The sequence below is a fragment of the Streptomyces rimosus genome, assembly GCF_008704655.1.
In the GTDB taxonomy this organism is placed as follows: domain Bacteria; phylum Actinomycetota; class Actinomycetes; order Streptomycetales; family Streptomycetaceae; genus Streptomyces; species Streptomyces rimosus.
Genome location: NZ_CP023688.1, coordinates 6,982,346 through 7,004,729 on the forward strand (window position 1 = coordinate 6,982,346; position 22,384 = coordinate 7,004,729).

Annotated in this window: 21 protein-coding genes; 15 read left to right on the forward strand and 6 right to left on the reverse strand. The window is 71.4% G+C overall.

What is annotated here, in order from left to right:
* The first annotated feature begins 53 nt into the window (after nt 1-53).
* Complete coding sequence (dnaE, locus tag CP984_RS30540) at nt 54-3,596, forward strand: DNA polymerase III subunit alpha (RefSeq protein WP_003985506.1); 3,543 nt, start codon at nt 54-56, stop codon at nt 3,594-3,596.
* A 166-nt stretch (nt 3,597-3,762) separates the two neighbouring features.
* Here dnaE and CP984_RS41555 read toward each other — a convergent pair whose 3' ends face one another.
* On the reverse strand, nt 3,763-3,939 hold the full coding sequence (locus CP984_RS41555; protein ID WP_003985505.1) for a hypothetical protein: 177 nt from the start codon (nt 3,937-3,939) through the stop codon (nt 3,763-3,765).
* A gap of 273 nt (nt 3,940-4,212) precedes the next feature.
* Between CP984_RS41555 and CP984_RS30545 the strand changes: the two genes are divergently transcribed.
* From CP984_RS30545 to CP984_RS30560, 4 genes are all read left to right on the forward strand, one after another.
* Complete coding sequence (locus CP984_RS30545) at nt 4,213-5,517, forward strand: NYN domain-containing protein (protein WP_003985504.1); 1,305 nt, start codon at nt 4,213-4,215, stop codon at nt 5,515-5,517.
* 625 nt (nt 5,518-6,142) lie between these two features.
* Nucleotides 6,143-7,150, forward strand: a complete 1,008-nt coding sequence (locus CP984_RS30550; RefSeq protein WP_030184646.1) for an ABC transporter ATP-binding protein — start codon at nt 6,143-6,145, stop codon at nt 7,148-7,150.
* Complete coding sequence (locus tag CP984_RS30555; protein WP_003984425.1) at nt 7,147-8,019, forward strand: ABC transporter permease; 873 nt, start codon at nt 7,147-7,149, stop codon at nt 8,017-8,019. The genes CP984_RS30550 and CP984_RS30555 overlap by 4 nt, the downstream gene beginning before the upstream one ends.
* A 113-nt stretch (nt 8,020-8,132) precedes the next feature.
* On the forward strand, nt 8,133-8,873 hold the full coding sequence (locus CP984_RS30560; RefSeq protein ID WP_202480692.1) for an ABC transporter permease family protein: 741 nt from the start codon (nt 8,133-8,135) through the stop codon (nt 8,871-8,873).
* Nucleotides 8,874-9,119: 246 nt separating this feature from the next.
* On the opposite strand, the gene ybaK is transcribed toward CP984_RS30560, so the two are convergent.
* The 3 genes from ybaK to CP984_RS30575 all read right to left on the reverse strand — a co-directional run bounded on the left by ybaK (nt 9,120) and on the right by CP984_RS30575 (nt 12,235).
* The gene (ybaK, locus tag CP984_RS30565) at nt 9,120-9,650 is read right to left on the reverse strand and encodes a Cys-tRNA(Pro) deacylase (protein WP_003984423.1); all 531 of its coding nucleotides are present in this window, start codon (nt 9,648-9,650) and stop codon (nt 9,120-9,122) included.
* 80 nt (nt 9,651-9,730) lie between these two features.
* Entirely contained in the window at nt 9,731-10,543 is an 813-nt protein-coding gene (locus tag CP984_RS30570) for an LON peptidase substrate-binding domain-containing protein (protein ID WP_003984422.1), read from the reverse strand.
* Between the two features lie 126 nt (nt 10,544-10,669).
* Nucleotides 10,670-12,235, reverse strand: coding sequence for a hypothetical protein (locus CP984_RS30575; RefSeq protein ID WP_043980202.1), 1,566 nt, complete (start codon nt 12,233-12,235; stop codon nt 10,670-10,672).
* A gap of 346 nt (nt 12,236-12,581) precedes the next feature.
* Between CP984_RS30575 and hisD the strand changes: the two genes are divergently transcribed.
* From hisD to CP984_RS30620, 10 genes are all read left to right on the forward strand, one after another.
* Nucleotides 12,582-13,904 carry a histidinol dehydrogenase gene (gene hisD / locus CP984_RS30580; RefSeq protein WP_003984420.1) on the forward strand — a complete coding sequence of 441 codons (1,323 nt, stop codon included), beginning with the start codon at nt 12,582-12,584 and terminating at the stop codon, nt 13,902-13,904.
* 8 nt (nt 13,905-13,912) lie between these two features.
* Nucleotides 13,913-15,028 (forward strand): histidinol-phosphate transaminase, encoded by a 1,116-nt coding sequence (locus CP984_RS30585; protein ID WP_030184652.1) that lies wholly within the window; start codon nt 13,913-13,915, stop codon nt 15,026-15,028.
* Nucleotides 15,025-15,618 (forward strand): imidazoleglycerol-phosphate dehydratase HisB, encoded by a 594-nt coding sequence (gene hisB, locus CP984_RS30590; RefSeq protein WP_003984418.1) that lies wholly within the window; start codon nt 15,025-15,027, stop codon nt 15,616-15,618. Before CP984_RS30585 ends, hisB begins: the two co-directional genes overlap by 4 nt.
* Entirely contained in the window at nt 15,615-15,779 is a 165-nt protein-coding gene (locus CP984_RS41560; protein WP_003984417.1) for a hypothetical protein, read from the forward strand. The genes hisB and CP984_RS41560 overlap by 4 nt, the downstream gene beginning before the upstream one ends.
* Nucleotides 15,770-16,423: an imidazole glycerol phosphate synthase subunit HisH gene (gene hisH, locus CP984_RS30595; RefSeq protein ID WP_030184653.1), complete on the forward strand. Its 654-nt coding sequence runs from the start codon at nt 15,770-15,772 to the stop codon at nt 16,421-16,423. Before CP984_RS41560 ends, hisH begins: the two co-directional genes overlap by 10 nt.
* Nucleotides 16,424-16,434: 11 nt before the next feature.
* Nucleotides 16,435-17,160: a bifunctional 1-(5-phosphoribosyl)-5-((5-phosphoribosylamino)methylideneamino)imidazole-4-carboxamide isomerase/phosphoribosylanthranilate isomerase PriA gene (priA, locus tag CP984_RS30600; RefSeq protein WP_003984415.1), complete on the forward strand. Its 726-nt coding sequence runs from the start codon at nt 16,435-16,437 to the stop codon at nt 17,158-17,160.
* On the forward strand, nt 17,157-17,552 hold the full coding sequence (locus tag CP984_RS30605) for a Rid family hydrolase (protein ID WP_003984414.1): 396 nt from the start codon (nt 17,157-17,159) through the stop codon (nt 17,550-17,552). The genes priA and CP984_RS30605 overlap by 4 nt, the downstream gene beginning before the upstream one ends.
* Nucleotides 17,549-18,304, forward strand: a complete 756-nt coding sequence (hisF, locus tag CP984_RS30610; protein WP_003984413.1) for an imidazole glycerol phosphate synthase subunit HisF — start codon at nt 17,549-17,551, stop codon at nt 18,302-18,304. The genes CP984_RS30605 and hisF overlap by 4 nt, the downstream gene beginning before the upstream one ends.
* Nucleotides 18,305-18,507: 203 nt before the next feature.
* Nucleotides 18,508-18,729 carry a hypothetical protein gene (locus tag CP984_RS30615; protein ID WP_078575715.1) on the forward strand — a complete coding sequence of 74 codons (222 nt, stop codon included), beginning with the start codon at nt 18,508-18,510 and terminating at the stop codon, nt 18,727-18,729.
* 151 nt (nt 18,730-18,880) lie between these two features.
* Nucleotides 18,881-19,648: a M23 family metallopeptidase gene (locus CP984_RS30620; RefSeq protein ID WP_003984412.1), complete on the forward strand. Its 768-nt coding sequence runs from the start codon at nt 18,881-18,883 to the stop codon at nt 19,646-19,648.
* 43 nt (nt 19,649-19,691) lie between these two features.
* Here the strand turns inward: CP984_RS30620 and CP984_RS30625 are convergent, their stop codons facing one another.
* Both CP984_RS30625 and CP984_RS30630 read right to left on the reverse strand, forming a co-directional pair.
* Nucleotides 19,692-20,438 (reverse strand): succinate dehydrogenase/fumarate reductase iron-sulfur subunit, encoded by a 747-nt coding sequence (locus CP984_RS30625; protein WP_003984411.1) that lies wholly within the window; start codon nt 20,436-20,438, stop codon nt 19,692-19,694.
* The gene (locus CP984_RS30630; protein WP_003984410.1) at nt 20,435-22,384 is read right to left on the reverse strand and encodes a fumarate reductase/succinate dehydrogenase flavoprotein subunit; all 1,950 of its coding nucleotides are present in this window, start codon (nt 22,382-22,384) and stop codon (nt 20,435-20,437) included. The genes CP984_RS30625 and CP984_RS30630 overlap by 4 nt, the downstream gene beginning before the upstream one ends.

Consider the following 22,384-nt stretch of genomic DNA (forward strand, 5'->3'; position numbering starts at 1 on the left):
CTTCGAGACCGTCCCGAGAATCCCCGCCACTCCCCGTCCGGAGGTCGTCCACCGTGGCCAAGCCGCCCTTCACGCATCTGCACGTGCACACCCAGTACTCCCTGCTGGACGGTGCCGCGCGGCTGAAGGACATGTTCGAGGCGTGCAAGGAGATGGGCATGACGCACATCGCCATGTCCGACCACGGCAACCTCCACGGCGCCTACGACTTCTTCCACACCGCGCAGAAGACCGGTGTGACGCCGATCATCGGCATCGAGGCGTATGTGGCGCCCGAGTCGCGGCGTACCAAGCGCAAGATCCAGTGGGGCCAGCCGCACCAGAAGCGCGACGACGTCTCCGGTTCCGGCGGTTACACCCACAAGACGATCTGGGCGGCGAACAAGACCGGGCTGCACAACCTCTTCAAGCTCTCCTCCGACGCGTACAAGGAAGGCTGGCTGCAGAAGTGGCCCCGGATGGACAAGGAGACGATCTCCCAGTGGTCCGAGGGCCTGATCGCCTCCACCGGCTGCCCCTCCGGTGAGCTGCAGACCCGGCTGCGCCTCGGCCAGTTCGACGAGGCCCTGAAGTCGGCGGCCGAGTACCAGGACATCTTCGGCAAGGACCGCTACTTCCTGGAGCTGATGGACCACGGCATCGAGATCGAGCGCCGGGTCCGCGACGGCCTGCTGGAGATCGGCAAGAAGCTCGGCATCCCCCCGCTGGTCACCAACGACTCCCACTACACCTACGCGCACGAGGCGACCGCCCACGACGCCCTGCTGTGCATCCAGACCGGCAAGAACCTCACCGACCCGGACCGCTTCAAGTTCGACGGCACCGGCTACTACCTGAAGTCCACGGACGAGATGTACGCCATCGACTCCTCGGACGCCTGGCAGGAGGGCTGCCGCAACACCCTCCTGGTCGCCGAGCAGATCGACACCACCGGCATGTTCGAGAAGCGCGACCTGATGCCGAAGTTCGACATCCCCGAGGGCTTCACCGAGGTCACCTGGTTCCAGGAGGAGGTCCGCCGCGGCATGGAGCGCCGCTACCCGGGCGGCGTCCCCGAGGACCGCCAGAAGCAGGCCGAGTACGAGATGGACGTCATCATCCAGATGGGGTTCCCGGGCTACTTCCTCGTGGTCGCCGACTTCATCATGTGGGCCAAGCGCAACGGCATCGCGGTGGGCCCCGGCCGTGGCTCGGCGGCCGGCTCGATCGTCGCGTACGCCATGGGCATCACCGACCTCGACCCGGTCACCCACGGCCTGATCTTCGAGCGGTTCCTGAACCCCGAGCGCGTCTCCATGCCCGATGTCGACATCGACTTCGACGAGCGTCGGCGCGTCGAGGTGATCAGGTACGTCACCGAGAAGTACGGCGAGGACAAGGTCGCCATGATCGGTACGTACGGCAAGATCAAGGCGAAGAACGCCATCAAGGACTCCGCGCGCGTGCTGGGCTACCCGTACGCGATGGGCGACCGCATCACCAAGGCCATGCCCGCCGACGTCCTCGGCAAGGGCATCGACCTGGACGGCATCACCAACCCGCAGCACCCCCGCTACAACGAGGCGGGCGAGGTGCGGTCGATGTACGAGAACGAGCCGGACGTGAAGAAGGTCATCGACACCGCCAAGGGCGTCGAGGGCCTGGTCCGGCAGATGGGCGTGCACGCGGCCGGCGTGATCATGTCCAGCGAGCCGATCATCGACCACGCCCCCGTCTGGGTGCGGCACACCGACGGCGTCACCATCACCCAGTGGGACTATCCGCAGTGCGAGTCGCTCGGCCTGCTGAAGATGGACTTCCTGGGCCTGCGCAACCTCACCATCATGGACGACGCCCTGAAGATGGTGAAGGCGAACAAGGGCGTCGACCTGGAGCTGCTGGAAGTCCCGCTGGACGACCCCAAGACCTTCGAACTGCTCTGCCGCGGTGACACCCTCGGCGTCTTCCAGTTCGACGGCGGCCCGATGCGCTCGCTGCTGCGCCAGATGCAGCCCGACAACTTCGAGGACATTTCCGCCGTATCGGCCCTGTACCGCCCGGGCCCGATGGGCATGAACTCGCACATCAACTACGCCGAGCGCAAGAACGGCCGCCAGGAGATCACCCCGATCCACCCGGAGCTGGAGGAGCCGCTCAAGGAGACCCTCGGCCTGACCTACGGCCTGATCGTCTACCAGGAGCAGGTGCAGAAGGCCGCCCAGATCATCGCCGGGTACAGCCTCGGCGAGGCCGACATCCTCCGTCGCGTCATGGGCAAGAAGAAGCCCGAGGAACTGGCGAAGAACTTCACCATCTTCCAGGCCGGTGCCCGCAAGAACGGCTACAGCGACCAGGCGATCCAGGCCCTGTGGGACGTGCTGGTCCCGTTCGCCGGCTACGCGTTCAACAAGGCCCACTCCTCCGCGTACGGCCTCGTCACGTACTGGACCGCCTATCTGAAGGCGAACTACCCGGCGGAGTACATGTCCGCGCTGCTGACCTCGGTGCGCGACGACAAGGACAAGTCGGCGGTCTATCTGAACGAGTGCCGCCGCATGGGCATCAAGGTGCTCCCGCCGAACGTGAACGAGTCGCTGGCGAACTTCGCCGCCCAGGGTGACGACGTGATCCTCTTCGGCCTCACCGCCGTCCGCAACGTCGGCCAGAACGTCGTCGACTCGATCATCCGCTGCCGCAAGGCCAAGGGGAAGTACGCCTCCTTCCCTGACTACCTCGACAAGGTCGACGCGGTCGTGTGCAACAAGCGCACCACCGAGTCCCTGATCAAGGCGGGCGCCTTCGACGAGATGGGGCACACCCGCAAGGGCCTGATGGCGCACTACGAAGCCATGATCGACAACGTGGTGCAGGTCAAGCGCAAGGAGGCCGAGGGGCAGTTCGACCTCTTCGGCGGCATGGGCGACGACAGCTCCGACGACGGCCCCGGCTTCGGTCTGGATATCGAGTTCTCCGACATCGAGTGGGACAAGACGTACCTGCTCGCGCAGGAGCGCGAGATGCTCGGCCTGTACGTCTCCGACCACCCGCTGTTCGGCCTGGAGCATGTGCTGTCCGACAAGGCGGACGCGGCGATCTCCCAGCTGACCGGCGGCGACTACTCCGACGGCTCGATCGTCACCATCGGCGGCATCATCTCCGGCCTCCAGCGCAAGATGACCAAGCAGGGCAACGCGTGGGCCATCGCCACCGTCGAGGACCTGGCCGGCTCCATCGAGTGCATGTTCTTCCCGGCGACCTACCAGCTGGTGTCCACCCAACTCGTCGAGGACACCGTGGTCTTCGTCAAGGGCCGGCTGGACAAGCGCGAGGACATCCCGCGGCTGGTCGCCATGGAGATGATGGTCCCCGACCTCTCCGAGGCCGGCGCCAACGCGCCCGTGACGATCACGATCCCCACGGTCAAGGTCACCCCGCCGCTGGTCGAGAAGCTCGGCGAGGTGCTCACCAGCCACCGCGGCGCGACCGAGGTCCGCATCAAGCTCCAGGGCACGCGCAAGACGACGGTGCTCCGGCTCGACCGGCACCGGGTCACGCCCGATCCGTCGCTCTTCGGCGACCTGAAGGTGCTGCTGGGCCCGTCCTGCCTGGCGGGGTGAGCCGGTGAGGGCGGGCGGCCGAGGCTGCCCGCCCCTCGCATTTATTCACCCCGGGAACAAAGTCGGGGGCGCCGTCCGGGGGCGCGACCCGGTGGCGCATGGAGCGCGAAGAGGGGCGCACCCCGGACGGGTGCGCCCCTCTGCTGCTACTGCCGCGCGGCAGCGATCAGTTGTGACCAAAACGCCGCTGGTGCTTACGGGCGACATCACTCGGGGACGCCTCGAACGTCTGGGCCGACGCCTGGGCCTCCATCGCCGACTTCTGTGCTTCCTCGCGACCGCGCTCGGCGGCCTGCGCACCCTTCTGCTGCTGATTGCGGTCGCGATTCTTGTTTTTGGCCATGATCGTGCCTCCTGAGGGGGATCCTGGGATCGGGGCCGTGACCAGGCTTACACGCGACGTCGAGGGGCGCATTTTGGACAATTACCGTCAGTCATACGGTGCGTCACGTGGTGTGTTCGCCTTCGGCGGCGAATCCGCCACGCCGATGATCGAGTTCGGGCAGTTAACCCCCGTACGGTCGGGCAGACTCGAAGGAAAGCCGTAGGAAAACCTCGTGCCACAGGCCGAGCCGGGGGGCGTCCGACTTCAGCACCTCAGGGAAGAGGGTGGAACGTGGATCGCTGCGTCGTCCTGGTGGACGCCGGATACTTGCTGGGCGCCGCCGCGAGCCTGCTCGCCGGAGAGCCCACCCGCTCCCGGATCACCGTCGATCACGCCGAGCTCATCCAGGGCCTGCGCCAGCGCGCCGAGGCCGACACGGAACGGCCGCTGCTGCGCATCTACTGGTTCGACGGCGCGCCCGACCGCGTACCGCAGCCCGAACACCGGCGGCTGCGCGTCATGTCCCGCGTCACGGTCCGGCTCGGCGCCCTGACCCGAAGCGACGGACGCTGGGCCCAGAAAGGCGTCGACGCCGCGATGCACGCGGAGTTGACCGAACTGGCGCGCAACCGCGCCTGCTCCGACATCGTGCTCGTCACCGGCGACGGCGACCTGCTGCCCGGCCTGATGTCCGCCAAGGAACACGGCGTCGCCGTGCACCTGTGGGCCGTCCAGGCGGCCGACGGCGACTACAACCAGTCCGAGGACCTGGTCGCCGAGGCCGATGAGCGGCGTGTGCTCGACCGGGAGTGGATCACCCGCGCCGTACGCCTGAAGGAACTCGGCGGACCGTGCGCGCCGCCGCCCGCGCCGCGGCCCGAGATCGCCGCGATCCTCTCGGCCCCGCTGCCCGAATCCGCCGTCGCCGCCGCGGCGGCCGCGGCGTCCGCCGCGCATGAGGCGGAGCGGGGCGGTGGACACGAGCACAACGGTACGAACGGTACGGCTCGGCCCGCACGTACATGCGCCCGGTCGGGCGCGGGTGAACGGGACGGCGAGAGCGGGCCGGCCGGTGGCCGGGGCGCTCCCGTCCCCACCCCCAAAGATCTTGCCGGCCTCAACCGCGGCCCCGGCGCCGGGCCCAGCGGGGCCACCGCGACGCCGGCGCCCGTACCGAGCGCGACGCTGCGGTGGTCCTCCGACAAGGGCTGGGTCGAGCGCGGCGGCCCCGTCGGCGAACCCCCCGAAACCGCGTCCCTGCCGACGCTGGCCCAGCTCACGAGTGCGGAGCAGCGGTGGGCGGATCGTGAGGAGGACATCACGGCGGTCAGCGGTGATCCGTTCGAAGTGGGGCAGGTGTTCGCTCGCCGCTGGACGGAGCGGTTGTCCGATGCGGCGCATCTTCAGCAGATCTCTACGGAGTATCCCCGGATTCCGCATCGGATCGATGGTGAGTTGCTGCGGTATGCGGCTCGGTTCGGGCTGCTTGCGCATAAGGATGATCAGATCGATGAGCATGATCGGTATGCGATTCGGGCCGGGTTTTGGCGGGAAGTGGATTTGCGGACCGCGGCCGGGGTTCCCGTGGGGGAGTAGGGGGTCCTGGCCCGCGCTTCGCGCGGATACGCATGGGGTTTGTCGTGGGGCGGGGGTGCCCAGGGGGTCATCTCCTCGGCGCCTGGAGCGGCCGTCATGTCTGGACGCAACCATGTAACGGTCGCCTGCGGGGAGTGTCCCCCTGCACACCCCCTCCCGTCGGTGTGGCGTGTGCGGGCCGGTGGGGGGAGGGGGAAAGAAGCCTGGTGCGCGCCCCCCCCCATGAGCGGAAGCTCGCCCTTGCGTAGGCGCAGGGCCCGGGCGGCTCCGCGTCGTGCGGAGGGGGCCGCATGGGTCCGGCCGCCAGGGGTCTGTAAAAGACCCCCGCCACGGCGGCGGGAAAGCCGCCCACGGCGCGGGCTCGGGGACACGTAGGGGTCTCCCCGCAGGCGACCGAAGCCCCGGTTGCGTCCGACCTATCGGCCGCTCCAGGCGCCGAGGAGTGACCCCTGCGGGGCCCCGAGCCCCACCCACCGAACCCGAAGCGTCAAGGCGAACCCCCACCGGGGCAACCGCACCCCCACCGGGCAGCACCGCAAACCCACCACCCCCCAACAGCCGACCCACCCACAGGGGGTGAACGAGAGGCAGGCCGGGGGGACGCGTAGGCTCGTGGGTCGTGAGGATGGGTGCGAAGCGGGTGGAGTGCGGCGAGCTGGTGTGTGCCGTGCGGGACCTGGTCAAGACGTACCCCGCGGTGCGCGGGCGGCGAGGGGCGGCGGGGGCGCCGGCGGTTCGGGCGAGTGACGGGATCAGTCTGGACGTACGGCGGGGCGAGATCTTCGGGCTGCTCGGCCCGAACGGTGCCGGCAAGTCGACCCTGGTGCGCCAGCTGACCGGCCTGCTGCGCCCGGATTCCGGCAGCGTCACCGTGCTGGGGCACGACCTCGTGCGGTATCCGGAGCGCGCGGCGCGGCTGCTCGGCTATCTGGGGCAGGAGTCGAGTGCCCTGGACGAGATGACCGTCGCGCTGGCCGTGGAGACCACCGGCCGCCTGCGCGGCCTGACGGCGCGGGACGCGCGCGCGGAGCGGGACGCGGTCGTGGGGGAGCTGGGGCTCGACGATATCGCCGGGCGCCCGCTCAAGCGGCTTTCCGGCGGCCAGCGCCGCCTCGCATGCTTCGCCGCCGTACTCGTCGGCGAGCGTCCGCTGCTGGTTCTGGACGAGCCGACCACCGGCATGGACCCCGTGGCGCGCCGCGCCGTGTGGGCGGCCGTGGACCGCCGGAGGGCGGACCGCGGCGCCACCGTGCTGCTCGTGACGCACAACGTGATCGAGGCGGAGAGCGTGCTCGACCGGGTCGCGGTGATCGACCGCGGCCGGGTCATCGCCTGCGACACGCCCGGCGGGCTGAAGGGCCTGGTGGGGGAAGAGGTCCGGCTGGAGCTGGTGTGGCGGGAGCGGGCGCCGCTGGACGTGCCCGAGGTGGCGGCGCTCGGCGCGGCCGCGCGGGCCAGCGGGCGGCGCTGGACGCTGCGGCTGCCGCCGGACCGCGCGCGGGAGGCGGTGGCGGCCGTGACGGCCGGCCCGGCCTTCGCCGCGCTGGACGACTTCACGCTCGCGACGCCGAGCCTGGAAGATGTGTATCTCGCGCTGGGGGGCCGTACGGAGGAAGGCTTGGTGAAGGCGTGAGCGTGGTTCCCGCCGAGGCGGACGCGGTGCCGGGGACGGCGGCGGAGACGGTGGCCCGGGCTGCGACCGGGACCGGGGAGGCGACTCGTGCCGAGGACGTGACCGGCATCGTCGTGGCCCCGCTGGCGCCCCGGGCGCGCCTGTTCCCCGCGCTGAGTGCCGTCTACCTTGCCCAGCTGTCGCGGGCCCGCGTGGCCCGTATCCCGCTGCTGTTCGTGGCGACCTTCCAGTCCATCGGGATCATGGTCCTGATGCGCGGCGTGGTGGACGGCGGCGACGCCGCACGGGCCGTCGTCTCGGGCTCCAGCGTGCTGGTCGTGGCGTTCGTGGCGCTGAACCTGCTGGCGCAGTACTTCGGTCAGCTGCGGGCCGGCGGCGGGCTCGACCACTACGCCACGCTGCCGGTGCCGCCGGCCGCCGTGGTGCTCGGCGCGGCCGCCGCGTACGCCTCGTTCACCGCGCCGGGCACGGTGGTCACGGCCGTGACCGGCTGTCTGCTGTTCCAGCTGCCGATGGCGCACCTGTGGGTGCTGATCGCGGTCATCCCGCTGGCCGGTGCCGCCCTCGCGGGGCTCGGCGCCGCGCTCGGCCTGCTCGCGCCCCGCCCCGAACTGGCCACGCTGTGCGGCCAGTTGGGCATGTCCGCGGCCCTGCTGCTGGGCGTGCTGCCGGCCGCCGGGCTGCCCGCGCCGATCTCGTACGCGCGTGACCTGCTGCCGTCCACGTACGGCGTCGAGGCCCTGGCGCGTGGTTTCGACGCCCACCCGGACTGGCTGGCGGTCGTCGCGGACCTGGGCGTCTGCGCGGCCGTGGGCGTGCTGTCGCTGGCGGTGGCGGCCTGGGCGTACCGCCGGGCGGCCGTACGGTGACGGACCCGGCGGATCACGGGAGCCGGCCGGACGGGTGCGGGCAGACCGGCGGGAACCGGTCGCGGCCCCGGCCTCCCGCCGACGGCACCGTGTCCACCTGGCACGATGACGGGGTGACCGCACCACAGACGCCGCCCAACGATCAGCCGTCCCAGGACGGGCCGTCCGACGGCCGACCGCACGAGAACCAGCCGCCCGAGCGCGCGTACGACCCCTGGGCCGCTTCGGCCGGGACAGCCCAGGGGGCGAACGCCGTTTCGACCACCGAGGGGACCGCCGTGCAGGACCGGGCCGAGTTCCGCCGGGAGCTGCGTGAGGCGGCGCTGATCGCGATCGTGGCGACGGTGTGCGGAGCGCTGCTGGGCGTCCTGTGGGCGTGGCTGGCGCCGCACGTCCCGCTGATCGCGGACGGCAGCGGCAATGTCTATCTCAAGAACAGCGAGGGCGAGGAGTCCATCGGCGGGGACGGCACGTTCGTCCTGCTGGGCCTTGGCTTCGGGGTGCTGTGCGCGCTGGCGGCCTTCTTCTACCGCAAGGGCGGCGGCATCCCGCTGGTGGTGGCGCTGACGGTGGGCGGGCTGCTCGGTTCAGTGGTGGCCTGGCGGCTCGGTATGTACATGGGCCCGACGTCGGACCTGGCGGCACGGGCCGCGGAGGTCGGCAAGGGCGTCACGTTCGACGCGCCGCTGCGTCTCCAGGCCAAGGGCGCGCTGCTCGCCTGGCCGGTCGCCGCGATGGTCACCCACCTGCTCGTGACCGGGTTCTTCGGCCCCCGCGACCCGGAGCCGCCGATGTCGGACTGGGCCACCGGGCCCCATCAGGCGCCGCCCCCGCCGCCGTCGTCGGACAGCTGACGGAGGGGCCCCGGCCGTCGTCGGACGGCGGGAGCGGGCCCGCGAAGCGCGCGGGCCCGTCCCGGTCACTCAGGCGGGCCGGCGCCCGTGATTGGCCTTGCCCTTCTTGATGCGCCACTTCCGCTTGCGGGTCTTCTTCGACATGGGCGTACCTCCTCCACGGGTCGTAGCGGAGGAAGCGGGAGGCGTAAAGACCTCGCACGGTGACGGCCGGGGCGTACGGGACGCATCCGGCCGCGCCCGCGCTCAGCCGCGCGCGATCTCCGCGAGCGTCGCCTGCGTGAGCTCCTGGAGGTCGGCGGGGGCCAGCTCGACCTCCAGCCCGCGGCGCCCGGCCGACACGCACACCGTCGCGTGCGCGGTGGCCGACGCGTCGATGACCGTGGGCAGCCGCTTGCGCTGGCCGAGGGGCGAGATGCCGCCGCGTACGTAACCCGTGCTGCGTTCCGCCGCGGCCGGGTCGGCCATCGCGGCGCGCTTGCCGCCGGCCGCCGCGGCCAGGGCCTTGAGGTCGAGGGAGCCGGAGACCGGCACGACGGCGACGGTCAGGGCGCCGTCCACCTCGGCGAGCAGCGTCTTGAAGACCTGGTCGGGGGAGACGCCGAGCGCCTCGGCGGCCTCCTCGCCGTACGACGCGGTGGCCGGGTCGTGCTCGTACGCGTGGAGGGTGAAGTCGACGCCCGCCTCGGTGAGGGCGACCGTCGCGGGCGTGCCCCCGGCGCCGGCCGGCTGCTTCCCGTTCTTCGCCTGCTTGGTCCGCTTCGGCTTCTTGGACATGGTCGTCGCCCTCGTAAGACTTTTCGGGGTGGTACGGGCACGGGTCGGTACGGCTACGGACGGGACGGCCGCCCGCGTGCTCAGTTCGGGCTGGTGGGGTGCCGGGTCAGGTCCACCGCGGGCAGCGACGGGAGCTTACCGATCACCGCCGTCTCCTGGCGAAGGAGTTCCAGCTCCCGGGTGAGCCGGGCCGCGGTGTCCGGCGCCTCCAGGAGGTGCTGCTTGGCGGGGATGTCGAGCACGGCGGCGGCCGCGACCAGGTACGACAGCACCGACGGCTCATCGGGCAGGTCCTGGCCGCCGGCCAGGGTGCGCTCGTTCGCCCAGGCCAGCCGCTTCTGGTAGGTACGGAAGGCCCGGGTGACACCGGAGGCCAGCGCCCCGGCGCCCTCGCCCTCGACCTCCGGCAGCTCCTCCACCTCGCCCATCAGGTACGGGCCGGAGGCGTCCACCGACAGCAGTTTGAAGCGGGTGGTGCCGGTGGCCAGCACCTCGTACCCGGGGGCGTCCGGTCCGGTGCCGGGGGCCGTCCCCTCCGCCTCGGCGTTCTCGTCGGACGCGAGGCCGGTGCCGGGGGCGCCGCTCTTCTCGCGGATGGTCGCCGCGTCCGCCACGCATCCCACGGTGTGGAAGGCGCTGATCGGGTCGGGGCCGAAGCCGGCGCCGGGCCCGCCGGCGGGCATCGCCGTGCTGTCCGGCAGGCCGGGGGCGGAGGGCGCCACTTCGCGGCCGTCGCGGATCGCGACGACGCCGAACCGGCGCTCGTCCTCGGGGAGCGCGAGCAGGTCGCGCATCATGGCCCGGTACCGCGCCTCGAATACGTTGAGCGGGAGGACGAGTCCCGGGAACAACACCGAGTTCAGCGGGAAGAGCGGTAGGCGCACGGAGGTCACAGCCCGTAAGCCTAGAGCCTGTGGAGACGGGTGTGGTTCGCGGCCCGCGATCCGGCGCCCGGCGCCAGGGGACAACGGCCCTCGTACGAGGGCCGGGCGGCCCCTGGAGCGGGCGCCGTCGCGCTCCTACTGCCGCCGCAGCAGCCGTGACGCGCCCGCCGCGACCGTCGTCGCCAGCACCCAGCCCGTCAGAATCATGATCGCGGCCACCCACTGGGACGCGCCGTCCGGCTTCCACGACGAGCCCTGGTAGAGGTCGATCACCGGCAGCAGCAGATCGAGGGAGTAGAGGTACGGGTTCCAGGGCGGCGCCTCGCCGGGCTTGAGCGCCGGGGGCGGGTACTGGGCGAAGTAGACCGTGCCGAGCGCCCACAGGAACGCCATCCACACCGCGGCCCGCCCAGGACGGTAGCCGTACGCCACCGTCCAGTCCTGGAGGACGCCCCACGCCTTGGCGGCCAGCGGCAGCGTCTCGCGCCGCCGCCGCTGCTTGGCGAGCAGCACCTCACGCGCGTCGGAGTCCTCGCCGCTGCGGCGCAGGGCGGCGGCGAGCATCTCGTACGGCTCGGGGGCGTACTCCGGTGTGGCGGCGGCCACCCACTCCACCCGCCGGGACAGCGGGAAGTGCCCGCGGGGGATCAGCGTCTCGTAGGTGAAGCCCGCCATCCACAGCCCGCCCAGCCCCGGCCAGCTCGCCGCCTTGTCGACCAGGTTGACGACCCGGGCGCCGGAGAGGATGACCCGCCCGCGCTGCGGCCGCTCGCCCAGGAAGCGCAGCTCGGGGGTCTGGATGCGGCGCAGCGACAGCTCCTGGTCGGGCTCCATGATGAAGCGCGCCTGCTCGAAGTCGACGGCGTCGCCGAACCGCCCGTCGTCCAGCCGCATCCCGCCCTCGCACTCGAAGCGCTGCAGGCGGGTGCCCCGGGTGGGGGTGTGGGCGATGCCGTACGGGGGAGTGGCGGCCGTGCTGGAGAACGGCGAGTTGGCCAGGCCCGCGCCGGTCAGGTACAGCGTGCGCTCGACCGTCATCTGCGGGGCGTTCAGGGCGCGGCGGCCGTACGGGTTGCTCAGCCGGCTGCCGCGCAGGCTCAGCGACACGCCGATCGTCGCGCCGCGCAGCGACAGCTCCCCGTAGGACTCCATCATCTCGGCCTGGAGGTCCTGGGCGACGGTGAGCCCGTCCGCCATCACCGACCGGCCCTGCCGGTCCTTGTGCACCACCGTCTGGTTGAGCAGCAGGTCCGTGCCGATGTGCGCGTCGGTCAGCCGGATGCCGGAGCGCACGACGCAGCGCGGCAGGTGCAGATCGCCCTCGGTGTGCAGCCGGGCCGCCTCGAACCGGGGTATCGCGCAGCCCACCATGCGCAGTGTGGTGAAGCGGCTCTCGGGCAGCACGATCTCGTTCTGGAAGCGGCAGTCGCGCAGCTCCACGAATGGCTTGATCGTGCCGCCCGCAAGGTCGAGAGTGTCGGTGATGTACGCACCCGCCAGTTTCAGCGCGGAGACCCGGCCGGGCTGCGCCGGCGGCCCCTCCAGCAGCAGGAGCGCCAGGATGCGGGCGCGCACCCGCCGGTCCGGGCCCCACCGGAACTGCCCGTGCGGGTCGTCCCTGGCCGGGTCGCCGGTGCGCAGATCGCAGGTGCTGCCGTTGCGGAACGCCTGCCACATGCTCCATTCGGCCGGGTTGAGCATGAGCTCCGCCGGCGCGTCGCCCTCCTCCGGCGTGGCCACCTGATGTCCCCCTTTCCCCGCTGTTCCCCGTGTCTCCCGCTCCCCCGGGCGGGTCCGTACGGTCCCGCGTACGGGCGTCCGCGTCCAGCGGTTTCCCGTACGCCCGGTGTCCCGCGCGTCAGCCCCGTCACTCCGTACGCCCGTACGAGCCCCATTCCCGCTGAGTGACCGGCTCAACACGAACCGTGAGGTCCGGTTCCGGCCGGTCTTCCGCCAGGTCCGGTGGGGTCCGCGCGGTCCGCGGTGCTGTGTATCACCGACTGATACGGGCGGCCGCGCCCGGGAACGGGTCTGAGACACTGGAGGGGTGATCTCCCGAATCGATCTGCGCGGTGACGCCCTCCCCGAGGGCGCCGCCCTGCGCGACCTGCTGCCCCGTGCCGAGTTCGACGTGGAAGCCGCCCTGGAGAAGGTGCGGCCCATCTGCGAGGACGTGCGCCATCGTGGGACGGCCGCGCTGATCGAGTACGCCCATCGGTTCGACGGTGTCGCCATCGAGCGCGTACGGGTGCCCGCCGAGGCGCTGGAGCGCGCGCTCGCGGAGCTGGACCCGGCCGTACGAGCCGCCCTGGAGGAGTCGATCCGGCGCGCCCGGATCGTCCACCGCGAGCAGCGCCGCACCGACGTCACCACCAAGGTCGTGCCCGGCGGCACGGTCACCGAGCGCTGGGTCCCGGTCGAGCGTGTCGGCCTGTACGTACCCGGTGGCCTGGCCGTCTACCCGTCCTCCGTGGTCATGAACGTCGTGCCCGCGCAGGAGGCGGGCGTCGACGCGGTCGCCGTCACCTCCCCGCCGCAGGCGGAGTTCGGCGGCCTGCCCCACCCGACCATCCTCGCCGCCTGCGCCCTGCTCGGCGTGGACGAGGTGTACGCGGCCGGCGGCGCCCAGGCGATCGCGATGTTCGCGTACGGCACCGAGGAGTGCCGCCCGGTCAACCTGGTCACCGGCCCCGGCAACATCTACGTCGCCGCCGCCAAGCGCCTGCTCAAGGGCCGGATCGGCATCGACGCGGAGGCCGGGCCCACCGAGATCGCGGTCCTCGCGGACGCCACCGCCGACGCCGCGCACGTCGCCGCCGACCTGATCAGCCAGGCCGAGCACGACACGCTCGCCGCCGCCGTCCTGGTCACCGATTCGGCCGAACTGGCCGCCGCCGTCGAGACCGAGCTGAAGACCCAGGTGGCCGCGACGAAGCACACCGAGCGGATCAGCACCGCGCTGGCCGGGCGGCAGTCCGCGATCGTGCTGGTGGACGGCGTGGACGAGGGCCTGAAGGTGGTCGACGCGTACGGCGCCGAGCACCTGGAGATCCAGACCGCCGACGCCTCCGCGGTCGCCGCCCGCGTCCGCAACGCCGGCGCGATCTTCGTCGGCCCGTACGCCCCCGTCTCGCTCGGCGACTACTGCGCCGGCTCCAACCACGTGCTGCCCACCGGCGGCTGCGCCTGCCACTCCTCGGGCCTGTCCGTCCAGTCGTTCCTGCGCGGCATCCATGTCGTGGACTACAGCCGCGACGCGCTGGCCGAGGTCGCCCACCATGTGGTGACCCTCGCCGAGGCCGAGGACCTCCCGGCCCACGGCGCGGCGCTGAAGGCAAGGTTCGACTGGAAGATCCCGCAGGGCGAGTGAGCGAGCACGTGACGAAGATCGACGACCTTCCCATCCGGGACGAGCTGCGCGGCAAGTCCCCGTACGGCGCGCCGCAGCTGGACGTCCCCGTACGCCTGAACACCAACGAGAACCCGTACCCGCTGCCCGAACCGCTGGTGCGGCGGATCGCCGAGCGGGTCACCGAGGCCGCCCGCGAACTGAACCGCTACCCCGACCGGGACGCGGTCGAGCTGCGCACGGCGCTGGCCGCCTATCTGACGCGCACCGGCGGCCATGAGGTCACCGCCGCGAACGTCTGGGCCGCCAACGGCTCCAACGAGGTCATCCAGCAGCTGCTCCAGACCTTCGGCGGGCCCGGCCGCACCGCCATCGGCTTCGAGCCCTCGTACTCGATGCACGGCCTGATCTCCCGCGGCACCGGCACCGGCTGGCTCTCCGGCCCGCGCAACGACGACTTCACCATCGACGTGGAGGCCGCCGTCGCGGCCATCGGCGAGCACCGGCCCGACGTGGTCTTCATCTGCTCGCCCAACAACCCCACCGGCACCGCCGTCGCCGCCGAAACGGTTCTCGCGCTGTACGAGGCCGCGCAGGCGGCCCGCGCCGACACCGGCGGCGCGCTGGTCGTGGTGGACGAGGCGTACGGCGAGTTCAGCCACCGCCCCTCGCTGCTCCCGCTGATCGAGGGCCGCCCCAACCTGGTCGTCTCGCGCACCATGTCCAAGGCGTTCGGCGCCGCCGGCCTGCGCCTGGGCTATCTGGCCGCCGACCCCGCCGTGGTCGACGCCGTCCAGCTCGTCCGCCTGCCGTACCACCTCTCGTCCGTCACCCAGGCCACCGCGCTCGCCGCCCTGGAGCACACCGACACGCTCCTGAAGTACGTCGAGCAGCTCAAGGCCGAGCGCGACCGGCTGGTGGACGAGCTGCGCGCCATCGGCTGCGAGGTGGTCGACTCGGACGCCAACTTCGTCCAGTTCGGGCGGTTCGAGGACCAGCACGCCACCTGGCAGGCCATCCTCGACCAGGGCGTCCTGGTCCGTGACAACGGTGTACCGGGCTGGCTGCGGGTCACCGCGGGAACCCCGGCCGAGAACGACGCGTTTCTCGACGCGGTCCGTGCAGTACTGAAGGAGAACCGATGAACCGCGTTGGGCGCGTGGAGCGCACCACGAAGGAGACCTCGGTGCTCGTCGAGATCGATCTCGACGGCACCGGCCAGGTGGACGTGTCGACAGGCGTCGGCTTCTACGACCACATGCTCGACCAGCTCGGCCGGCACGGCCTCTTCGACCTCAAGGTCAAGACCGACGGCGACCTGCACATCGACACCCACCACACCATCGAGGACACCGCCCTCGCGCTGGGCGCCGCCTTCAAGCAGGCCCTCGGCGACAAGGTCGGCATCTACCGCTTCGGCAACTGCACCGTCCCGCTGGACGAGTCGCTGGCCCAGGTGACCGTCGATCTTTCCGGCCGCCCCTACCTGGTGCACACCGAGCCGGAGAACATCGCGCCGATGATCGGCACGTACGACACCACGATGACCCGGCACATCCTGGAGTCCTTCGTGGCGCAGGCGCAGATCGCCCTGCACGTCCACGTGCCGTACGGCCGCAACGCCCACCACATCGTGGAGTGCCAGTTCAAGGCGCTGGCCCGCGCGCTGCGCTACGCCAGCGAACGCGACCCGCGCGCCGCCGGCATCCTCCCCTCGACCAAGGGAGCGCTGTGAACGGCCTGTCCACCGTCTTCATCGTGCTCGGCCTCTTCCTGCTCGGCGGGCTCTACTCCTTCTGGAAGCAGGGGATGGGCAAGAGCGTGCTCGTCCTGCTGGGCATCGGCTCGGCCATGTGCCTGGCCGCCGGCATTCTCCGTCTGGATGTGTGGAATTGAGTACCGCACCCGCGAAGAAGGTCGTCGTCTTCGACTACGGCTTCGGCAACGTCCGCTCCGCCGAGCGCGCCCTCGCCCACGTCGGCGCCGAGGTGGAGATCACCGGTGACTACGACAAGGCGATGAACGCCGACGGACTGCTGGTCCCCGGCGTCGGCGCCTTCGCCGCCTGCATGAAGGGCCTGCGCGAGGCCCGCGGCGACTGGGTCATCGGTCGCCGCCTGGCCGGCGGACGCCCCGTCATGGGCATCTGCGTCGGCATGCAGATCCTCTTCTCCCGTGGCATCGAGCACGGCGTGGAGACTGAGGGCATGGACGAGTGGCCCGGCACGGTCGGCCCGCTGAAGGCCGACGTGGTCCCGCACATGGGCTGGAACACCGTCCAGGCCGCCGAGGGCTCGCGCCTGTTCGCCGGGCTGCCCGCCGACGCGCGCTACTACTTCGTGCACTCCTACGCCGTACGCGACTGGGAGCTGGAAGTCGGCAACCCCAACATGCGCGCACCCCAGGTCACCTGGGCCACGCACGGCGAGCCGTTCGTCGCCGCCGTCGAGAACGGCCCGCTGTGGGCCACCCAGTTCCACCCCGAGAAGTCCGGCGACGCCGGCGCCCAGCTGCTGTCCAACTGGACCCAGACCCTCTAGGACCCTCCGCGATGAGCAAGCTCGAACTCCTCCCCGCCGTCGACGTCCGCGACGGCCAGGCGGTCCGCCTCGTGCACGGCGAGTCCGGCTCCGAGACGTCGTACGGCGACCCGCTGCAGGCCGCGCTGGCCTGGCAGCGCGCGGGTGCCGAGTGGCTGCACCTGGTCGACCTCGACGCGGCGTTCGGCACCGGCGACAACCGCGCGCAGATCGCCGAGGTGGCCCGCTCGATGGACATCAAGGTCGAACTGTCCGGCGGCATCCGCGACGACGCCTCCCTGGAGGCCGCGCTCGCCACCGGCTGCAAGCGCGTCAACCTCGGTACGGCCGCGCTGGAGACCCCGGAGTGGGTCGCCAAGGTCATCGCCGAGCACGGCGACAAGATCGCCGTCGGCCTGGACGTCCGCGGCACCACGCTGCGCGGCCGCGGCTGGACCCGCGACGGCGGCGACCTCTACGAGACGCTGGCCCGCCTCGACTCCGAGGGCTGCGCCCGCTACGTCGTCACCGACATCAACAAGGACGGCACCCTCCAGGGCCCCAACCTGGAACTGCTGCGGGGCGTCTGCGCCGCGACGGACCGGCCGGTTGTCGCCTCCGGCGGCGTCTCCTCCCTGGACGACCTGCGCGCCATCGCCACACTGGTGCCGGAGGGCGTGGAGGGCGCGATCGTGGGCAAGGCGCTCTACGCCAAGGCGTTCACCCTGGAAGAGGCATTGGAGGCCGTTTCGTCATGACCATCGAGCGCGCGCAGACCGACAGTCCCTGGGAAGAGGAGATCGGATTCGCGCGCGCCGTGGCGGCCGGCGACCGCGTCCTGGTCGCCGGCACGATGCCACTGGTCGGCGGCGTGCTGTACGGGGAGGGCGACCCGTACGAGCAGACCAAGGTCGCCTTCTCCAACGCGCTGGCGGCGCTGGAGCCGTTCGGGCTCGGCGCCGACGCGGTCATCCGCACCCGTATGTACCTGACCCACGCCCGTGACGTGGACGCGGCGGCCCGCGCCCACAAGGAACTCTTCGACGCCGTACGGCCCACCGCGACCCTGGTCGTGGTCTCCGGCTTCGCCGACTCGCGCGTACTGGTCGAAGTCGAACTCGAAGCATTCAGAGAGGCCACGAGCACATGACCCTGGCGGTCCGAGTCATCCCCTGCCTGGACGTGGACAACGGCCGGGTCGTCAAGGGCGTCAACTTCAAGAACCTGCGCGACGCCGGCGACCCCGTCGAAATGGCCAAGATCTACGGCCAGGAGGGCGCCGACGAGCTGACCTTCCTCGACATCACGGCCTCCTCCGGCAACCGCGAGACCACCTACGACGTGGTCCGCCGCACCGCCGAACAGGTCTTCATCCCCCTCACCGTCGGCGGCGGCGTCCGCACGCCCGAGGACGTCGACAAACTCCTGCGCGCCGGCGCCGACAAGGTCGGCGTCAACACCGCCGCCATCGCCCGCCCCGACCTGATCCGCGAGATCGCCGAACGCTTCGGCAGCCAGGTCCTGGTCCTGTCCGTCGACGCCCGCCGCACCGAGACCGGCTCCTTCGAGGTCACCACCCACGGCGGCCGCCGAGGCACCGGCATCGACGCCGTCGAATGGGCCCACCGCGCCGCCGACCTCGGCGCCGGCGAGATCCTCCTGAACTCCATGGACGCCGACGGCACCAAGGACGGCTACGACACCGAGATGATCGCCGCCGTCCGCAAACACGTCACCGTCCCCGTCATCGCCAGCGGCGGCGCCGGCCGCCTGGCCGACTTCCCCCCGGCGGTCGAGGCCGGCGCGGACGCGGTACTGGCCGCCTCGGTGTTCCACTTCGGGGACCTGCGTATCGGCGAGGTGAAGGAGACGCTGCGGGGGGCGGGGCATCCGGTGCGGTGATCCGACCCTGGTTCATGCGGGTTCGAGGCGCCCTTCACATCCCGGTGGAGGGCGCCTCGGCGCGTGTGCGCACCGTGGCGTACCGGTGAGGCATCAAGGAAGAGAGCGGCCGGATGCCTGAGGCGGGAGAACGCATGTCCGCCCGGTCCCCCGTGACGGCGGTAGGGGGACGAGCGCACCGTGCGGTGCCCTAGCCTGCGGGCATGCCTGCGATCACGGTTGCTTTTACCGCGGAAGAACTGGCCGAACTGTATGCCGAGGCCGAGGAATTGGGTGTGCCGGTAGAGAGGATGGCGCGCAAGGCCGTCTGTGAAAGCGTTGCGCGCGGCAGGCGGCAGAGGCGTCGTGCCGGGGGACAAGTACGCACCGGTGCACACGGCTTGTTCGAGGCCGGGTTGCGTCCGAGTGACGGCGAGGAAACGTGAACGGGGCTGGGAGAAGGCGGAACCCGGGCGCGTAACGGGCCTATCGGGTCAGTCGCTGCCCGATTCCCGCGTGGTGCTTGTGTTCATGGTCGGGGGCTCCCTACCGTTCTCGCGTTCGGATCCCGGATGCCCACCGGAAGGAAACCTCGCCATGATGTTTTCGCCGACCGGCCGTCACCGAGCCCCGCGTCGCCGCAGTGGCGCGGGGCGATTACTGACCCGCGCCTCGACCGCGGCGGCCACTCTCGCGCTGCCGGTCGTCGGCGCGTCCGTCGCCTCCGCGGCGGACGGTGGGACGTACACCGTCGCCCCCGGCGACAGCCTCTCCGAGATCGCCGCGAAGCACCGGGTCGAGGGCGGCTGGAGCAAGCTGTATGCGAGCAATCGCGCAGCGGTCGGAGGCAATCCCGACCTGATCAAGGTCGGTACGAAACTGAAGCTGAGCGGTACGGCCGCGAAACCGAAGCAACGCGCCGCGCGCTCCGCCGAGCGGCCCGCCGTGCGGGCCGCGGCCGGTGATGCCGTACGGCCCGTCAGCGGTGGCGCGCTCACCGCCGGGTTCGGGGCCGGGGGAAGTCACTGGGCCCGCGCGCACACGGGGCAGGACTTCGCCGTGCCGGTGGGGACCGCCGTGCGCGCCGCCCGCGGCGGGACCGTGGTGAAGGCCGGCTGGGGCGGCGCGTACGGGTACGAGGTCGTCATCCGGCACCACAGCGGCTCGTACACGCAGTACGCGCATCTTTCGCAGATCCGGGTGGCGGAAGGCAGCAGCGTCGGCGCCGGGGAGCGCATCGGGCGGTCCGGTGCCACCGGCAACGTCACCGGACCGCACCTGCACTTCGAGGTCCGGGCCACCCCGGACTACGGGTCCGCCGTGGACCCGATGGCCTGGCTGCGCCGGCACGGCGCGTTCGACTGAGCGGGGCGGGCGGCCCACCGGGTTCCGGACGACCGCGGCCGTTTCACCGCCTGCCCTTGCGGGCCGCCCGTACGTACTCCCGGTTCATCCTGGTGATGCTGAACAGCGGGATGCCCTTGGGGCAGGCGGTGGCGCACTCGCCGGTGAGGGTGCAGCCGCCGAAGCCCTCCTCGTCCATCGTGGCCACCATGTCCAGGACCCGCGACTCGCGTTCGGGCGCGCCCTGGGGGAGCACGTTGAGATGGTTGACCTTGGCCGAGGTGAACAGCATCGCCGAACCGTTCGGGCAGGCCGCCACGCACGCGCCGCAGCCGATGCACTCGGCGTGCTCGAAGGCGGTGTCCGCGTCCGGCTTCGGCACGGGCGTGGCGTGCGCCTCGGGCGCGGCGCCGGTCGGCGCGGTGATGTAGCCGCCGGACTGGATGATCCGGTCGAAGGCGGAGCGGTCGACGACCAGGTCCCGTACGACGGGGAAGGCCGCCGCGCGCCACGGCTCGACGTCGATGGTGTCGCCGTCCCGGAAGGAGCGCATGTGCAGCTGGCAGCTGGTGGTGCGCTCCGGGCCGTGTGCTTCGCCGTTGATGACGAGGCTGCAGGCGCCGCAGATGCCCTCGCGGCAGTCGTGGTCGAAGGCGACCGGGTCGTCGCCCTTGAGGATCAGTTCTTCGTTGAGGGTGTCGAGCATTTCCAGGAACGACATGTCGGGCGAGATGCCGTCCACGTCGTAGGTGGTCATGCCGCCTTCGGCGCCGGCGTCGCGCTGGCGCCAGACGCGCAGGGTGAGCTTCATGCGTAGCTCCGCTGGGTGGGGTGGACGTACTCGAAGACCAGGTCTTCCCTGTGCAGGACGGGAGCCGTGCCGGTGCCGGTGAACTCCCAGGCCGCGGCGTAGGAGAACTCCTCGTCGCGGCGGGCGGCCTCGCCGTCCGGGGTCTGCGACTCCTCGCGGAAGTGGCCGCCGCAGGACTCGGCGCGGTGCAGCGCGTCGAGGCACATCAGCTCGGCCAGTTCCAGGTAGTCGACGATACGGTTGGCCTTCTCCAGGGACTGGTTGAGCTCCTCGCCGGTGCCGGGCACCTTGACGCGGCGCCAGAACTCCTCGCGGATCTGCGGGATGCGGTCCAGCGCCTTGCGCAGGCCGGTCTCCGTACGGGCCATGCCGCACAGCTCCCACATCAGCTCGCCCAGTTCGCGGTGGAAGGAGTCGGGGGTGCGGTCGCCGTCGATGGACAGCAGGAGGTTGAGCTGGTCCTCGGTTTGGGCCAGGGCTTCCTGGACGGCGGGGTGGTCGGTGGTGACCTCGTCGTGGTGGGGGTTGCGGGCCAGGTAGTCGTTGATCGTCGACGGCAGGACGAAGTAGCCGTCGGCCAGGCCCTGCATGAGGGCGGACGCGCCGAGCCGGTTGGCGCCGTGGTCGGAGAAGTTGGCCTCTCCGATGGCGAACAGGCCGGGCACGGTGGTCTGGAGGTCGTAGTCGACCCAGAGGCCGCCCATCGTGTAGTGCACGGCGGGGTAGATCCGCATCGGCACCTCGTACGGGTTCTCGGCGGTGATCCGCTCGTACATGTCGAAGAGGTTGCCGTACTTCTCCTCGACGGCCTTGCGGCCCATCCGGGCGATGGCGTCCGCGAAGTCCAGGTAGACGCCCTGGCCGCCGGGCCCGACGCCGTGTCCTTCGTCGCACACGTTCTTGGCGGCGCGGGAGGCGATGTCGCGGGGGACGAGGTTGCCGAAGGAGGGGTAGATCCGCTCCAGGTAGTAGTCGCGTTCCGCCTCGGGGATCTCGGCGGGCGGGCGGGTGTCGCCCTTGGCCTTCGGCACCCAGATGCGGCCGTCGTTGCGCAGCGACTCGCTCATCAGCGTCAGCTTGGACTGGTGGTCGCCGGTGCGCGGGATGCAGGTGGGGTGGATCTGGGTGAAGCAGGGGTTGGCGAAGTACGCGCCGCGCCGGTGGGCCCGCCAGATGGCGGTGGCGTTGGAGTTCATGGCGTTGGTCGACAGGTAGAACACGTTGCCGTAGCCGCCGGAGGCGAGCACCACGGCGTCCGCGAAGTACGTGTCGATCCGGCCGGTGACCAGGTCGCGGGCGACGATGCCGCGCGCCCGGCCGTCGATGACGATCAGGTCGAGCATTTCCGTACGCGGGTGCATCTCGACGTTGTCGGCGGCGATCTGGCGGGAGAGCGCCTGGTAGGCGCCGAGCAGCAGCTGCTGTCCGGTCTGGCCGCGGGCGTAGAACGTACGGGAGACCTGGACGCCGCCGAAGGAGCGGGTGTCCAGCAGGCCGCCGTACTCCCGGGCGAACGGCACGCCCTGCGCCACGCACTGGTCGATGATCTCCACGGAGATCTGCGCCAGGCGGTGCACATTGGACTCGCGGGCCCGGAAGTCGCCGCCCTTGACGGTGTCGTAGAACAGGCGGTGTACGGAGTCGCCGTCGTTGCGATAGTTCTTCGCCGCGTTGATGCCGCCCTGCGCGGCGATCGAGTGGGCGCGGCGCGGCGAGTCCTGGTAGCAGAACTGGACCACGTGGTAGCCCTGTTCGGCGAGGGTGGCACCCGCGGAGCCGCCGGCCAGGCCGGTGCCGACGACGATGACGGTGTGCTTGCGGCGGTTGGCCGGGTTGACCAGCTTGGCCCGGAAGCGGCGGGTGTCCCAGCGTTCGGCGACCGGGCCCTCGGGCGCCTTGGTGTCGGCGACCGGCTCCCCGGTCCGGTAATCGGTGTACGTGGTCAT

Bases quoted from the DNA above. Each gene is read 5' to 3' on its own strand.
- CP984_RS41555 (WP_003985505.1), bottom strand. From the start codon at position 3,939: ATGGCCAAAAACAAGAATCGCGACCGCAATCAGCAGCAGAAGGGTGCG.
- CP984_RS30550 (WP_030184646.1), top strand. From the start codon at position 6,143: ATGGGTGCGAAGCGGGTGGAGTGCGGCGAGCTGGTGTGTGCCGTGCGG.
- ybaK (WP_003984423.1), bottom strand. From the start codon at position 9,650: ATGTCCAAGAAGCCGAAGCGGACCAAGCAGGCGAAGAACGGGAAGCAG.
- CP984_RS30575 (WP_043980202.1), bottom strand. From the start codon at position 12,235: ATGCTCAACCCGGCCGAATGGAGCATGTGGCAGGCGTTCCGCAACGGC.
- hisB (WP_003984418.1), top strand. From the start codon at position 15,025: ATGAACCGCGTTGGGCGCGTGGAGCGCACCACGAAGGAGACCTCGGTG.
- priA (WP_003984415.1), top strand. From the start codon at position 16,435: ATGAGCAAGCTCGAACTCCTCCCCGCCGTCGACGTCCGCGACGGCCAG.
- CP984_RS30605 (WP_003984414.1), top strand. From the start codon at position 17,157: ATGACCATCGAGCGCGCGCAGACCGACAGTCCCTGGGAAGAGGAGATC.
- hisF (WP_003984413.1), top strand. From the start codon at position 17,549: ATGACCCTGGCGGTCCGAGTCATCCCCTGCCTGGACGTGGACAACGGC.
- CP984_RS30615 (WP_078575715.1), top strand. From the start codon at position 18,508: ATGCCTGCGATCACGGTTGCTTTTACCGCGGAAGAACTGGCCGAACTG.
- CP984_RS30620 (WP_003984412.1), top strand. From the start codon at position 18,881: ATGATGTTTTCGCCGACCGGCCGTCACCGAGCCCCGCGTCGCCGCAGT.
- CP984_RS30625 (WP_003984411.1), bottom strand. From the start codon at position 20,438: ATGAAGCTCACCCTGCGCGTCTGGCGCCAGCGCGACGCCGGCGCCGAA.
- CP984_RS30630 (WP_003984410.1), bottom strand. From the start codon at position 22,384: ATGACCACGTACACCGATTACCGGACCGGGGAGCCGGTCGCCGACACC.